At 48.2% G+C, this 15,201-nt stretch carries 11 protein-coding genes and 1 pseudogene; all 12 read right to left on the minus strand.

All coding sequences use genetic code 11. The features are described 5' to 3' along the window. Nucleotides 1-236 (minus strand): annotated as a pseudogene (locus AZ66_RS00710) (4-hydroxy-3-methylbut-2-enyl diphosphate reductase); the annotation flags it as partial. A gap of 82 nt (nucleotides 237-318) precedes the next feature. Continuing rightward, a complete protein-coding gene (locus AZ66_RS00715; protein ID WP_044353174.1) occupies nucleotides 319-1,788 on the minus strand; it encodes a sensor histidine kinase in 1,470 nt (489 codons plus the stop codon). A gap of 4 nt (nucleotides 1,789-1,792) precedes the next feature. Beyond that, the gene (locus AZ66_RS00720) at nucleotides 1,793-2,479 is read right to left on the minus strand and encodes a response regulator transcription factor (RefSeq protein ID WP_021261002.1); all 687 of its coding nucleotides are present in this window, start codon (nucleotides 2,477-2,479) and stop codon (nucleotides 1,793-1,795) included. A 175-nt stretch (nucleotides 2,480-2,654) separates the two neighbouring features. Continuing rightward, a complete protein-coding gene (locus AZ66_RS00725) occupies nucleotides 2,655-4,304 on the minus strand; it encodes a S1C family serine protease (protein ID WP_044353175.1) in 1,650 nt (549 codons plus the stop codon). A 288-nt stretch (nucleotides 4,305-4,592) separates the two neighbouring features. After that, nucleotides 4,593-5,258, minus strand: a complete 666-nt coding sequence (locus AZ66_RS00730; protein WP_082061391.1) for a response regulator — start codon at nucleotides 5,256-5,258, stop codon at nucleotides 4,593-4,595. Between the two features lie 26 nt (nucleotides 5,259-5,284). Next, nucleotides 5,285-6,370: a HAMP domain-containing sensor histidine kinase gene (locus tag AZ66_RS00735; RefSeq protein ID WP_044353176.1), complete on the minus strand. Its 1,086-nt coding sequence runs from the start codon at nucleotides 6,368-6,370 to the stop codon at nucleotides 5,285-5,287. Between the two features lie 7 nt (nucleotides 6,371-6,377). Beyond that, the gene (gene liaF / locus AZ66_RS00740; RefSeq protein WP_044353177.1) at nucleotides 6,378-7,424 is read right to left on the minus strand and encodes a cell wall-active antibiotics response protein LiaF; all 1,047 of its coding nucleotides are present in this window, start codon (nucleotides 7,422-7,424) and stop codon (nucleotides 6,378-6,380) included. Nucleotides 7,425-7,666: 242 nt separating this feature from the next. Further along, a complete protein-coding gene (locus tag AZ66_RS00745) occupies nucleotides 7,667-7,855 on the minus strand; it encodes a hypothetical protein (protein WP_044353178.1) in 189 nt (62 codons plus the stop codon). A gap of 139 nt (nucleotides 7,856-7,994) precedes the next feature. After that, a complete protein-coding gene (locus tag AZ66_RS00750) occupies nucleotides 7,995-8,612 on the minus strand; it encodes a 3D domain-containing protein (protein WP_442950264.1) in 618 nt (205 codons plus the stop codon). Nucleotides 8,613-8,933: 321 nt separating this feature from the next. Beyond that, nucleotides 8,934-9,551 carry a PadR family transcriptional regulator gene (locus AZ66_RS00755; RefSeq protein ID WP_231586679.1) on the minus strand — a complete coding sequence of 206 codons (618 nt, stop codon included), beginning with the start codon at nucleotides 9,549-9,551 and terminating at the stop codon, nucleotides 8,934-8,936. Continuing rightward, nucleotides 9,548-11,080 (minus strand): MDR family MFS transporter, encoded by a 1,533-nt coding sequence (locus AZ66_RS00760; RefSeq protein ID WP_044353180.1) that lies wholly within the window; start codon nucleotides 11,078-11,080, stop codon nucleotides 9,548-9,550. The genes AZ66_RS00755 and AZ66_RS00760 overlap by 4 nt, the downstream gene beginning before the upstream one ends. Nucleotides 11,081-11,252: 172 nt before the next feature. Then, entirely contained in the window at nucleotides 11,253-15,191 is a 3,939-nt protein-coding gene (locus AZ66_RS00765; RefSeq protein ID WP_044353181.1) for an SdrD B-like domain-containing protein, read from the minus strand. Nucleotides 15,192-15,201: the final 10 nt, after the last annotated feature.

A 15,201-nucleotide genomic window follows, 5' to 3' on the forward strand; every position in this document is an offset into this window, starting at 1 on the left:
GTGAAGATAATCGTCCCCGACTCTACTTGATCCAGGATTTCCATCCGGTTCGGGCCATCAAGCGTAATGATGCCCTCATCCTCGAATGCGTTCGTCACATGACTGTTGTGCACAATCATGCCCAATATATAGATAGGCCGCGGCAAATCCAGATTGCGTGCGGTTTGCTGTGCAATGACCATTGCATCAACAACACCATAGCAATAACCGCGCGGTGTTATTTTCATTACTTCCACAAGTACACCTGCTTCCCTTCCAATCGCTTCGTCTGCTATAAGAGCTGCAATGAAACTGCACCACAAGCATCCGGCATCTTCATTATACCGGAACTTCCTCGCATTCGTCGACCGAAGCAAGCGGCAGCCAGATAATGAACGTCGTTCCCTCATTTGGCTTCGTGACTACTTCCACAGAACCGCGGTGCTCATCTATGATCCATTTCGCAATCGACAGACCGAGCCCCGTTCCGGAAGTAACGCCGCGAGATATGTCAGCACGATAGAATCGCTCAAAGATATACGGAACTTCCTTCTGATTCATGCCCATTCCCGTATCTTGCACCTTCAAGCCAATTTGCTCGTCCTGAATAATCGCATCCAGACGCACAAACCCGCCATCTGTGTATTTGAATGCATTCTCGATGAAGATGAACAGCATCTGCTGCAAATAATCTTTGTTGCCGTACACTATTTTCTGTTCGATTGCTTCTATATCTCCAAGAATCCATTCCGCCTTGCGCGGCAAGAATTGCGCTCTTCTCACAACTTCCTCCACGAGAGACTTCAATTCAATCATCGACTTCTCCATCACATAACCGGCATCCGCCCGAGCCAGTGACAGCATATCATTGATGAGCCTGCTCATTCGACGCGATTCATCTGCTATGTCGCTTAACGCCTCCATAGACATTTGCTGCTTGTCTACTTCCGTTAACGACAGAGTCCCGCTTTCTTGCAGCCACATCTTCTCAAGCAGATCAACATTTCCCCGAATCGTAGTCAGCGGTGTGCGCAGTTCATGCGATGCATCAGAAACGAATCTGCGCTGTGCCCGGTATGCCTCGTCAAGCTCATTATAGAAGGCTTCCATCCGCCCGAGCATACTGTTAATGCGGTCAGTCAATTGACCAACCTCATCATCCGGCGGCCCGACGCGCGGAATTCTTACACTGAGATCCGCACCCTTCTGAACCCGGTCTGTCGCTTTAATAATGTTCTCAATCGGACGTAATGATTTCTGCGCCAAGAAGAGCCCTAGTGAGAACGCCAGTACAACGGTAACCATGGACGCAACAACGAGAATACTCCTTAGTTCACGCATAAATCGAGCCTCATGTCCGGTAAAGGCAGCGACCTGTACAGCTCCGATAATCGTATCATTGTTCTCCAGCTTCAACAGCTTCTCATACACGAGAAATTGAAACGATTGCACTTCAACCTTACGGATACCTGCTTTAATTTGGCTTGGATTCGACGGAACAGGCAGCTTCAGATTGAGGGACTTCAAATTATCAGAACGAATTAGCTTGCCTGAACTGAAGTTAATCGTCTGAAAAAACACTTCCTCATTATTTAACCGATTAGACTGCTGAACATCCCAATTCAGCTGGGAACGTTCCCAATCGATAGATGGGAGGATATACAATTGATCCATCTGGTTGGAAATGCGGGTCTTAATATCTTTATAGATGTTGTAGTCGACAAATGTATAAATCGCAATCCCGAACAAAAATAAGGTAAAGGCAAGCAAAGCCGAATACCAGACTGTAAGCCGCAAGCGAATTGACATCGATCTAACTGTCCCCTCTCAATACATAGCCCGTCCCACGGATCGTTAATATGATGCGTTTGCCTCCATGCTCCTCTGTCTTCTGACGAAGCATGGCAATATATACTTCCAACACATTGGATTCACCGCTGTAATCATATCCCCATATCTTCTCCATAATCATATCGCGCGGCAGTACCCGCTTCGGGTTCTGCATGAATAGATGGAGCAGTTCAAATTCCTTCGCTGTAAGCTCGATCGCCTTGCCGTCCCGCTGAACTTCACGTGTATGTAAGTCCAGCACAATATCCTCGAATGTTAGGCGATGCGATCCCCCTTCACTATCACTGCGACGCCGCAACAGGGCACGGACACGTGCAAGCAGCTCTTCAAGTGCAAACGGCTTGACCAAGTAATCATCTGCCCCGTTATCAAGCCCCTTCACGCGATCCTGCACCTCATCCTTAGCCGTCAGCATGAGCACAGGCACACTGCTGCCCCCTTCACGCATGCGGCGGCATACTTCCCATCCATCAACTTCGGGCATCATGACGTCCAATATGACCATGTCTGGTTCATGCAGCATCATGTCCCGCAGCCCTTCCGATCCATTCGAGGCCGTGCGCACCTCGTACCCTTCAAACACCAACCCCCTTCGAAGCATGGAGGTAATTTTCTCATCATCGTCAATTACCAGTATCGTTGATCGCATCATACTCATCCCCTTTTTCCGATTTCCATCAAATATGCAAATCATTTGTTATTCTGCCAATAAAGCGAAAAGGAAGCCAGAAATCGCATAAGCCATTCTGTGCTTCCTATCTTTATACTTAGGGGGATGCGTCCTTCAAGTGCCATTGCTCATGTCGTGACGCACTCCCTTCCCCTTATTGCTGCAATTGTTTCGTGAATTTGTTCTTATCGCCAATCTTCACATTCACATCGATCGACTTGCCGTTGCGTACGACTTGAAGCTTAACGGTATCGCCAACCTTCTTCTTGCTAATCTGTTCAATTAGCTCTTCCTTGGTTGTATATTTAGTCCCATCCATACCGGTAATGATATCATAAGCGCGCAAATCTGCCTCATAAGAAGGAGTACCGAACAACACTTCACTCACGAGAGACCCCTTAATTAGATTCATACCTAATCGTTCTGCAATATCATCTGTCATCGTAATGAGTGTTGCACCGATAAATGGCAGAGGCTCCTTCGCAATCTCGCGTTTGTTCTTCAAGTCCTCAACAACCTTACTCATCACATTCGATGGAATCGCAAACCCAATCCCTTGCGCCTGGCGACTTACCGCTACGTTCATGCCGATAACTTCGCCCTGCATGTTCAACAACGGACCGCCAGAGTTACCAGGGTTGATCGATGCATCTGTCTGAAGCAAGTGTTGGTATTCACGAGCGCTGCCGTTATCGTCAACATTGATTTTGCGTTCGCGTGCACTAAGTACACCAACAGTAACCGTATGATCGAATCCAGACGGGTTGCCGATTGCAACAAGCCAATCTCCGATTTGAGTTGCATCAGAATTGCCAAGGCTAACAGTAGGAAGATCGCCCTTGCTTTCAATCTTCAGTACTGCCAAATCCAAGTCCTTGCTGTGTCCCAGCAGCTCTGCCTTAATCGGCTCCTTGTTTCCTTCCACCTGTACCTGAATCGCCTCCGCACCTTCAATCACGTGCTGATTCGTCAATATATAACCTTCTTTATCAAAAATGAACCCTGTTCCGATTCCAAGAGGCTGCAGCTTCGGCTTCACATCCTGGCGGGAATTGTCATTCCCATAGCTGTCTCCGAAGAATTGGCGGAAGAACGGGTCATCCGTCCACGGATTGCTGCCACCACCACTTTGCCCTCTTGTCGTTGCAAATGTCTCGATCTTCACGACAGCAGGACTAGCTTTCTTAAATACATCCGCTACACTGTTCGAGCCGTTCGGCAGCGTAGTTCCAGGACCATTGGTTTGCACCGCATTCGCTCCTGCCGCACTGCTTCCAGCGCCCTCACCCGCAAGCGCCGTTCCGCCCGTAAACAGGTTCGTCTTGTCAGCCGTAATCATAAGCGCCGTAATGACGAGTGCCCCTGCCATGAAGGAAGCAAATATTGCCTTGAAGGAAGTCCCCTTCTTACGCTTCGAATCCTTGAAGTTCCAATCACCTTGCGGTGGAGCAGATTGTCCTCCTCCGTCACCACGCATATTCGGAGCCACGTATCCACCCGCTTGAGCCCCACCCTGCTGCGTAGCGCTGGAGAATGGAAGCGGCTTAACTGGATTCGGCGGCGTTACCTGCACATCATTCATACGTCCAGTCGTATCTGTCGATGTTGTGGTTCTCGAAGGTTCTTCTTGTTTTACGGATTGATAAGGGCCGTAGGCGTAGTAGTAACGTTCATTTTGCTTGCCCAGTTCCTGTTCTTCACTCAGGCTGCCATCGTGCTCTTGTCGAGCAGCGCTGTCGTCTGATGCTGATGTATGAGAATCCTTGTCGGATGCACGAAATAAATTGCGTTTTTGTTCGTCCATTTTGCCTACCTCCTAATGTACTCGTATCAAATGAAGTATCGTAATGATATGTTTATATAATGGACGATAAACCTTAATCCTAGCTTAAAAACAATATAAAACACCATAAAAGATGATCATACAAAAGTTCGACAAAAAAACAGGCCCTTCGGCCTGTTCTGCAATTCCTGTCGACGCAATAAACAGCACAGTTCAAATCTGTTAGTGTCTAGACCTAGAATATCATATATCTAGAAAACTGAGGCATCACGTTCACAACTACTACGTCTATTTACAGGATAGACGAAATTATTCGTTTTTAACCCACCCTTTACGATGAGCGAATACCGCAAGCTGTGTACGATCCTGCAGCTCACATTTCATAAGAAGATTCGATACATGTGTCTTAACCGTCTTGATGCTGATATGGAGCTCATCTGCAATATCCTTGTTCGTCTTGCCATCAGCAATAAGCAGCAGCACTTCCTTCTCCCGCTCCGTCAGTCCCTCGTCATCCGGCTGTGCTGCACGCTTGCGCAGCCCACGGGTCAATGCCTGCGATACTTCACCGCTCATAACTGGTCTGCCCTGCAGCGCGCCACGAATCGCATATACCAGTTCTTCAGCCGACACCGTCTTGAGCACATAACTGACTGCCCCCGCCTGAATCGCTTCGACAACCTGCTCATCTTCCATGAAGCTGGTCAGCATGACAATTCGCAAATTCGGAAACTGAGCGATAAGCTCTCTTGTCGTCTCTACCCCGTTCAAGTCAGGCATCATTAAATCCATAAGAATCAAATCAGGCAGCGGCTCATTCCGACTGGCCATCGCTTGGATGGCAGCAATCGCTTCTCTACCTCCACTAGCCTCGCCAATGACTTCAATCTCCGGATCGAGCATTAAGTACGTTTGAAGACCTAGCCGTACCATTTCATGATCGTCCACAAGAAATACCGATGTCCTATCCCCCAACCGATTCGCCTCCCGTCCGTTCTCCGTTACTCACATATTTCTTTATCGGAATGATCTCCGCCGTTTGTTTGTTCTTCTACTTGTTCAAATCGTGGGATATGTACGCGAATCGTCGTTCCCGCTCCCGGACGGCTAATGAGATCCATGTGACCGCCAAGCTTATCCACCCGCTCTCGCATCGTCGTCAATCCATAGCTTCCTGCCTTGAATGACGCACTCTGAAGATCGAACCCTTGACCATCATCTGCCACAGCAAGAATAATCTGATTCGGCGTCTCCTGCAGAGTCAAGGTAACCTTCGTCGCCTTCGCGTGCTTGACTACATTGGCCATAGCTTCCTGAATCATTAAGAAGCACTGATGTTCTTTCGCTTCCGACAACTCACAATTCAGTTCAATATCAATTTTACCTTGCAAGCCATTCTGCCGGCAATAGTCAGGGAACCAGCGTCCCAATGCTTCTTGCAATGTCTTGCCGTCGAGCTCAAGCGGCCGCAGCTGTGCAATTAAGCCGCGCATTTGGCGCTGTGCGGTATGGGACATCTCAACAAGATGGCCAACCACCTTCTTCGCCCGATCCATATCCATGTCCATGACCTTCGTCAAGGAAGAGGAAGCCATATGAAGTGCAAATAGCTGCTGACTGACTGTATCATGCAAATCCCTCGCTAGACGTCTTCGTTCCTCCAGCACAACAGCCTCGCATTCCCGCTCCCGATCCATTACTTGCTGCTCGGACATCTTCTGCAAGATGCGAAGCTTCTGTTCCATCCCGCTTACCATCGTATTGAAGTCTTCATACAAGCGAGCAAATGACTCTTCATCGCCAAGCGGAATCCGCTCTGCCCAATTGCCCTTCATCACCTGCATCATACTATCGTGAAGCACGTCCAGGCGGCGCTGAAGGCGCACGCCTGCGACATAACCCATAATGACCGATACGATGATGACCGTCACAATACCGAACAGCCACCAGTTCATCCCACTATACCAGGAACCTCCATAGACGAAGCCAATCCAGAACACACTCATGATAATGCAGCCTGAAATCACAAAGGTGAGAAGCAGCTCCCACTTGACACTCTTCGTGCTGCGAAACCAGCGTGACACCATGATTGCACTACCCCACTTTCATGACCTTTACATCTCCTATGAAGGTACTGACGGAGATTTTCACTTTCTTGCCTGCTTCATAATAATAGGGAGTCTCCACTTGCAGATTGTTCATGAACCCTTCCTTCTCCTGATTGAATACTCTCACATCGCCAAGGAAGGAGCTTGAACTTACCACTACACCAAGATCCATATCATTCGGAACATATACTTTCACATCTCCTATAAAAGAAGAAACATTGATCTTCGTCTCGCCGTACGACACTTGCGCCTTCGTCAAGTCGATTACCGTGTCACCAATGAAATGCGAGATGTTCATCGGCTTCAATTCCCAATAATCAGAGCCTAAATGAATATCACCGATAAAGCCTGACTTGTTCACCGTGTCGAACTTCGATCCCGAGCCCATTGGCGGAGGCGGCGGTGGTGGCGGTGGTACTGATCCCTTATACGAAAATGGATCATAATCAGATGATTGACTTTGATTGCGTCCAAACGGTTCTTGATAGCGTCTGTCGCTATCCCCGCCTACTGCCGATCCAGTCTCATCATATCCCGGAGGCGGAGGAACATCGGATACACCATCTTTATTAAAATGCTTATTAAAGGTCTGATCAAAGTCATCATCTAGTGGACGCGGTTCACTATACGGTCGATCCTGTTGTCCACCATGTTCATGCCAGTACCCTTCGTCCCAACGCTTACGATCACGATACTTATCTCTATGCCGATTTTTTCGTGGACGAATCAACATCCCTACACCGACCATAATGAGGATAAATGGAACGAGCATCCTCATAGCTGAACCAATATCCACCGTCAGAACTCCTAAATTCGATAACTGGAAGTAGCCACCGATGGCTAGAAGGATAAGCCCCCAGAACGCCCCCTGTATAAGCGCATTGAATCCCGTTAAGATGAGGATCACCGGCCAGAATGTGCGTATCAATTCCCCAAAATCCATATCAATATAACCAAGTTGGTTAAGCATAAAGAAAGCGCCGATCGCGATTAGAAACAACCCTCCCGACCATCTGCCACGCTGATTATTCATACGGTTCCCTCCATTTCTCTACAGTCATTTCATTTATTATGTAGTAATTGTAAGAGAAATCATGTCCATCTACCAGCGACGGAGGAAGGAAGTTTGTCTCAGTCTCGAGACCGAGGAACTGGTAATGAATTACTATTTTGATTTTCACCTCCCCAATGAAATGAAAATGGCTGCCCAAGCAAGGGCAGCCATTCGTTACGATGCCTGGCTGAGTCTATAACTCGCCGCTGCATCTTGGTGTATTATTGTTGTTGATCAGCTTCCTGCACTTTTTGCACGATGCCTTTTTCTGTTCCTTTTACAGCACCTGCTGTAGGAGCAACCTCTTGGCCAAACTCAATGTCAGCAGCGTTGTTTTGTGCTGCAAACTCACCAGAAGTGTACTTCGCGTTAGCAGGTTGCATGCGGTTCGCTTTGTTGTTCTTCGGCATTTCCATTCACCTCCTGCATCTCCGCGTTTCGGCGGGTCAAATTCAGAAACTTGCGTTCCTACAGGAGATATTATGCTTAGTGCAGCACTCGATTATTCGAATGCACACCCCTAGCGCTCATCATGAAACAAAGTCCCAATTAGAGCATGGACTCCGGAATCCCTTTATTTTTAAAGACAGCTGCATTCAAATCGTCCAGCATTTGTTCCGATACTTTTCCATTGCCGCGTTTAATTAGCTTGACTTCCACTTCTTTCTTGCCCCACTGCCCGTATACCTGCTTCTTTGTTTGGAAGAATAGATCAAGCTTCTTTCCCTTAATTTTGCCACCAATATCCGTTACAATCCCATATCCATATCCCGGAATATAGAGGATGCTTCCTAATGGAAATACGGATAAATCCGCTGCGATCGTTGACACATAGTCTCGACGCACTTTAACACCGGAATAAGTAATCCCGTACTCTGGATGCCCCGGTTCCTTGCCAGTTGATTCCGCTCCTGCCGTATAGCCAGTAGCAACTACCTTTACCGAGCGAATGATGCGCTCCTGTTGTGGAGCAAGCTCAGCAGCCGTGAATGTCAGTTTGGCCGCTGCAACCGCCACATGTGGACGTTCCTGCTCTTCCTTCACCTTCTGCCCTTTGACCGTCGGCAATGGCTGCACATACACAAGCGGCAGCGCTTCAGTTGCGGCGTTCGAGGTCCAGGTCAATTTCTTTGTTTGCTGCACCTGTGAGGAAGCATGGGTGGACAACGTTGCTTGTGTTAACGCTCCTTGTTGATATGCACCCGTCTCTGTCGTCCACGCTTGGACAGACATTGGAGCTATAAGCATACCCGCTGCTACACACAGCACCGCTCCAGCAATACCTAACGACAACCTTGTGAATACGATAGCGCGCTTATCCGATCTCGATGTCATGTTTCCCTTCCGTTCCGAACTTGTAGTCGATATTGTAAACATATGGTTACCCCTCCCTTAGTGGGAAGGATGTCCTGCTCATTTCGCTTTTATTCATATTCAACAAAAAAAGAACATCCCCGACATTCCGAGACGTTCTTTCGACAACTTCCATTAATGCTGCTTCTGTACTGGCAAGGGTTCGCCCTTACTGCCTAATTTGCCAGCCAGCGCATCTTCGTGAAGGCTTTTCAGCCAATTCAGTTCCGTTACAGTATATTTATAGCCTCCATACAACATATGAAGAACGGAACGAGGGGCATATGAGATATGCTCCTCATATAGCGCCCACATACGTTCTGCTTCCTGCTCATAAATGTGAATGCGATTCTGAATAATCTCCATAACTATAGCCTGATCCGCATACTTCACAAAGGACAGCGCCGCATAAAAGGGATGATTCAAATGAGGCAGCTTTTTCATTTCTTCAATTAGCAGTTCTTCAAGCTCACGCTTTCCTTTTTCCGTAATGCGATAAATCGTCTTATCCGGGCGAGAACCACCGCTAACGAATTCAGCCTTTTCTATAAACTCGCATTTGTTTAACTGGTCAATGGCATAATACAGCGACCCGTATTGAATTTTCATATAATTATGCATTTCGCGTTCTTTCATAGCCTGACTCATCTCATAAGGATGGCGATCTTGCTCCATAAGCAAACCAAGTATGGCCAGCTTCATCGACATGTGTTCCACCTCTTCCTTCATGAAACGACAGCCATTCGCAATCACGCAGGTTCTCCACCTTGCTCTGCGGCTGCCGCACTCCCATGAGAGTGTTTAGACATCATTGTAACACGTCCCATAAGCAAAATGAACAAAAGGGAAAGCACCGCGATCGGAATGGACCACGCATAAACATGGGCAATGGAATCAGACAGCACACTGGTCAACTGTTTCAAAATTGGTTCGGGAATGGATGAACGCACTTGATCCTGCAGCAGAACCTGCGGGTTGCCAAGCTGCTCCACAAGCTTTGGATCAGTTAGCACACCGCCGAAGCGATCTCGTAAATAAGAGGTCTGAATACTCCCTAATATACTGATTCCGAGCGTATTGCCAAGTGTTTGGAAGAACCGCACTAGCGAATTGACTGTGCCCCGCTGCTGATAATCCACCTTATGCTGTGCCGCGATCGAGGTAACAGGAAAGGAAGCACCTATCCCCAAGCCCATCATGATCATATATACAATCATCGTAGACATGGAGGTGTCAGGCGTTACCTGTGATAAAAGCACAACAGACAGCAGAAGCAATGTTCCCGATATAAGCATTATGCTGCGGAACGACATCTTTCTCAGCAGAAATCCTGCCGTAACGGTGCTGCAGACGAGTGCCAGCATCATCGGCGTCAGCACTGTACTAGCATTCGTCGCGGATCCGCCCACAACTCCTTGAATGAATAACGGAATGAAGGTCGCTCCTGCCATCAACAGCATTCCAATTAGCAGCCCTGCCCCCATGCTCGCGGTAAACAGCTTACTCTTGAACAAACCAAGCGGGACGACTGGCTCTTGCACCTTCATCTCGACAATGATAAATAGAACAAACATAAGGAGTGCCCCTGCAAAAAGTGAGATGATCGTCGGGGAAGACCATGCATAATCCTTGCCCCCCATCTCCAATCCGAACATGAAGCACAATATTGCAGCAACCAGCGTGAATGTTCCCAGCCAATCAATCCGCTGCTTCTTGAAGCTTAGCGTCTCCCGATAGCCAAGCATAACAAGTAGAAGCGCAATCAATCCTAATGGAAGATTCACGTAGAAGATCCAGCGCCAGTGCAGGTGGTCGGAGAAAAAAGCTCCAGCCATGGGCCCAAACACACTGGATAGACCAAATACTGCCCCGAACATCCCTGTCATCTTAGCTCGTTTTCCCTCTGGGAATATATCGAACAGAATTGTAAATACAACGGGCATAAGCGCACCGCCGCCAATACCTTGAATTGCACGATACCAAATTAATTCCTGCATCGAGCCGGCCATTCCACATAGTGCCGAGCCTACCATGAATACGATGATCCCGAGCATATAGAATCGCTTGCGTCCGTACATATCAGATAACTTGCCGAACAACGGCATACACGCCACGCTTGCAATCAGATAAGCCGAGAACAACCATACATACTGTTCGAAGCCGCCAAGCTTTGCAACAATTGTCGGCACGGCTGTCGATAGTATCGTCTGATCCAGCGACACAATCAACAGCCCGAGCAGAAGACCAATAACCGTTATGCGAGCACGAGAAGAAGAACTCACCCTTACCACCTCTATATTCAAATTTGAATAACGCGAACATAAATTCATTATATTCAAATTTGAATATAAAGCAACTTTTTTATCGCATGATTTTGAAAATTTGTACGCACGTTTGTCCGTCAATGCACAAACAAAAGCCGTCAAGGAGCTTTGCTCCTCGACGGCTGATTCGTTAACGATCTGCTGCCCCTCTTTTGCTTAATCTCCACATGATGACAGCTGCGGCGCACAAGAATATACCGATGATTGGTTCAATTGGCGCTTGCTCTCCAGTCTTAGGCAAGACGTTCGGGCGATTCGGCTGCCGATCAACGTCCTGCTCCCCGCCCAAATCGGTACCGTCCGCTTCATCCTCATTCGTTCCTTCAACTGGATCTTTATCAGTACCTTGACCTTTATCTGGCTTTGTATCGCCATCCGGCTGTGTCACTTCGCCTGGGTCGGGCTTCGTCTCGCTATCTGGATTCCCAGTTCCAGGTTCTACAATTGTACCTGGAATCGTTGGCCGTTCCTGATCGCCCGGTTTGCCCGGCTCTACAGGCGTTCCAGGATTTGTAGAACCGCCACCTCCAGGATCAGTAGATCCGCCCGTTCCCGGTTCCGGATCTGGATTGACCGTTCTTACAATAAGTCCCGCATCAATCGTTAGATCCCGTGGTCGTTCCGCCGTAAGTACGATGTTGTCTGACCAGCCATTCAGATCCGCATCAGAATCGAGTGCGCGATCATCTCCCTGATACCGTTTCGTGAACGAATACCCCTCTGGGGCAATGAATCGAATCTTATAAGTACTGAGATCCAATTCATTAAATAAGTAGTAACCAGACTGATACACGTAATCGGTCACGGCAGGATCGTAGACCGATCCCGTGACAGTCGGATCATAGACCGAATTTGTCACCGAGCTGTAATACACGGAATGGGTGACAGTCGTAGTCAGCTTCTCATTATTGTGGTTATATAATTCGACCACAACCCCATTTAATCCAGTACCATTTTCATCTTGAATCCCATTGCCGTTCGTGTCTATCCATACATATTTGCCGATGGCTCCCTTGCCCGGAATAGATGGAATATCCTTCTTAATTAGACCTGCGTCAATGTTATGATTTTTACCGCCCTGCTCCAGTGTAATGATGTCTGTTCTACCTTCCACATTCGCCTTGGAGTTTCTCCCTGGATTCGTTATCGTATCTTTCACCGTAAATGCATCATAGCCTTCCGGCAAGTGGAACGTAACGTAGTATTTGCCCGCATCCAAGCCAGTAAACAGATAGTATCCGGGCTGACCTTCGTGATTATTGCCGGTTACAGTGCTTTGTATTACCTTGCCGTCACTCTCGCGATGCAAGTCGACGCGAACGCCGTTAACACCATGATCCGGTGCTTCATCCTGAATCCCATTGCCATTTTCATCGTACCAGACGTAATCCCCAATCTCTCCCTTTGGATCGCCCTTGATCTTAATGCCGACCTTGAGCGGCTCTGCCGGGAGCATAGCCTTATCGCTAATGACCGGAGTCGCGGTGTATCCGAAGGAATTCCATGCGATCTGATCGTCGCCTGCAGGCGTATCAACAGGCGCACGCATTGTCCATGTCAATTCCTTGGATTGGCCAGGAGCCAGTATGACATCACCAGCGAATTCGAACTTTAAGGCTCGCACCTTCGATATATCTTGCGGAGGCTCTTTATCCCAGTTGCCGCCTGACATCGATATCTCCTCATCGATGCTGTAATATACCGTTACACCGTTCGGAGGCGATATCGGCTCCTTCAGAATCGGGGTCCACTTGCTGCCTCGCGACGATTTGTCGATGACTCCGTGATCACCGATATGCGGAAGGGCATCTACGATCAAAAGATTTTTGACGCCAATTGATCCCCGATTCGTTATAGAGATCTTATACTTAAGTTCCCCGCCTGGCGCAACATTGCCGATATCTGGATACTTAGACCATTGTCCGTTATCCAAATCCCCTTGAACCCATTTTTCGGAGATCAAGCTATCGATGCCGTTCACATCAATTTTATCTCCGTTGTATACATACCACTTGCCGTTCTCTTCCTTATAGCGCTGGTTCTTGAAGTTGGTCAACCCGTTAATATAGTTGTGCCGTTCTGATGTGACCTCAACTTCATTGTAAACTTCGCCCGTCGGGGTATCCGGCTTCACTCTCGCTTCGAAGGTAAAGGTGAGCGCTTCGCCCTTCTGCAGCGTCAAGGAGTTGCTGCCTTCTGTACCCCACGCCCATGTAATCGGCGTGCGCCCTTGCTGATCCTGCTTGGCTTCTGAGAACGCAGGGGCAGGCATCTGCTTGCCGTTAAGCGGCCCCAGCTTCAAGCTGTCCGGCACATATTCCAATTCTTTCGGCAGCAGATCCGTTACAACCGGGTCGCGAAACGGAACATCAATCGGACTGGCATTGGTTACAACGATCCTATAAGTAACCGTACCTCCTGGGGAAGTACTTTTTCCACTCACAACCGATTTATCCACTTCCAGCAGCGGACGCTTATCCACCGCCAATACCTTAACCCCCGTCAAATACTCGGTCTTCTCGCCATTGAAGCTGTATTCCATGCTTGCATAGTTAATCGTTTGTTTCCACTGCTTCGGGTGCTGCTTGGCTTCCTCGTTCGTAGGAAGGCCGTTATTTTTGTCCAGATAAGTAAAGTCATCGTGCGGGTACTTTTCTGTCAGTCGAGGGAAATCTCCATACTTATAATCATTATGTTTGACACTATCATAAGAGGTTAATTGGTAACGAAGTTCTAAAACATCATGCGGACGGAACGCAACGGGTACGTCTCCCAAAACAAGGCGAATGCCTTGAATGTCAGCGTTCAGATCTGCTGCCAACAGCTTGTGTTGTGTCTTAAAATTTAATTCCTTCCAGAGTTTCCAGTCGCTCTCATCAGGTGTGCTTTTCGACGTGTACTGAATTTCGTACTCATCTTTATCTGCACCGTCAAAGGCTGGAATACGGATATACTGCAATTTCATGCCCTTCGGTGTCATATCTGTCATGACGGCTTTATCCAGAGAGACATTGGCAGCATTCCCTACTCCGCCAATATAAAAGCTGACTTCCTGGCCTTCCGACAATTCCTTCTCCTGACCGCTCCAGATTTGCTTGTAAATCCATATTCCTCCGCCAGGCTGCTTGATAAAGTCGTGTTCCGCCTTCGCAGTCAGTTCCTTGGCCGCATCTCCCAAAGGTTGATAAGATGCTTTGGCCGTATTCACCACCGATTTCGTGTTGCCGGTGCTCGGATCAATCACCTTATCTTTAGGGTACTTAACCGTAACGAGTATGCTTTTGGAACGATCCGTTATTTTCTCCTTATTGAGTTCCTTCGCATCAATCTTCCATGTCAGGGTCTGACCCTGTATGGAATCAGGCGCGGGGGCCGCCTTGGAGAATTCGGCTTCAGGCGGCAGAACGTCGGTAATCACTACATGGTCAATGTTAAGATTGCCGTCTTTGTCTGCCGGATTCTTGTTATCCTTCAGCATAATTTCGTAGACGACTTCTGTTCCTGGCTGCGGCTTCACACCTTCAACAGGTACGATTCGCTCCTTCGTAAGTATCCAGTCCGCAGATGCCTTCCCTGTAACTGTTACAGGGTTCGATTCAACCTGCAAGCTTCCGGAATGGTGGATGAATGTTGCCGTTGCCGTTCCGGCAGTCCCGTCAGGCGTTGTGTGGTTAGGGAAATGTGCCTTCACCTGCAGTTTTCCCGTCGCGCCGGATGGGGTAGGATTTTTGAATGTAAACGTCACCTTATCCACGCCGCCCACATTCTCATGTTTGCTTACGACATGTTCAGATCCCTGCACTTCCTCGAATACGATGCCCTCAGGCAAGGGAAGCACAATTTCCGCATCGGAATAGTCCTCTGTCGTGCTGGATAGACTGTAATCAATTGTGTAGGTAAAGGTTGCTCCTGTGAGCACAGTGTCCTTACTGCTGCTTAATCGCAATTGAATTCCTTGTGAGTCGTTACCATCTGCGTTCGCATGCGCCGTAACAGGCAGGAGCACTATGTTCAAGATGAGCAGCAGCGCCCATATAGACGCCTGCGCCCTTCTTAGTGTCCTCCTCAAATCGTTCCCT

Origin of the sequence: Paenibacillus sp. E194 (assembly GCF_000935845.1) — a bacterium.
Classification (GTDB): Bacteria; Bacillota; Bacilli; order Paenibacillales; family Paenibacillaceae; genus Paenibacillus_B; species Paenibacillus_B alvei_B.

What these genes read in the sequence shown, in the direction of transcription:
- AZ66_RS00715 (WP_044353174.1), bottom strand. Translation starts at nt 1,788, where the DNA reads ATGTCAATTCGCTTGCGGCTTACAGTCTGGTATTCGGCTTTGCTTGCC.
- AZ66_RS00720 (WP_021261002.1), bottom strand. Translation starts at nt 2,479, where the DNA reads ATGCGATCAACGATACTGGTAATTGACGATGATGAGAAAATTACCTCC.
- AZ66_RS00725 (WP_044353175.1), bottom strand. Translation starts at nt 4,304, where the DNA reads ATGGACGAACAAAAACGCAATTTATTTCGTGCATCCGACAAGGATTCT.
- AZ66_RS00735 (WP_044353176.1), bottom strand. Translation starts at nt 6,370, where the DNA reads ATGGTGTCACGCTGGTTTCGCAGCACGAAGAGTGTCAAGTGGGAGCTG.
- liaF (WP_044353177.1), bottom strand. Translation starts at nt 7,424, where the DNA reads ATGAATAATCAGCGTGGCAGATGGTCGGGAGGGTTGTTTCTAATCGCG.
- AZ66_RS00745 (WP_044353178.1), bottom strand. Translation starts at nt 7,855, where the DNA reads ATGCCGAAGAACAACAAAGCGAACCGCATGCAACCTGCTAACGCGAAG.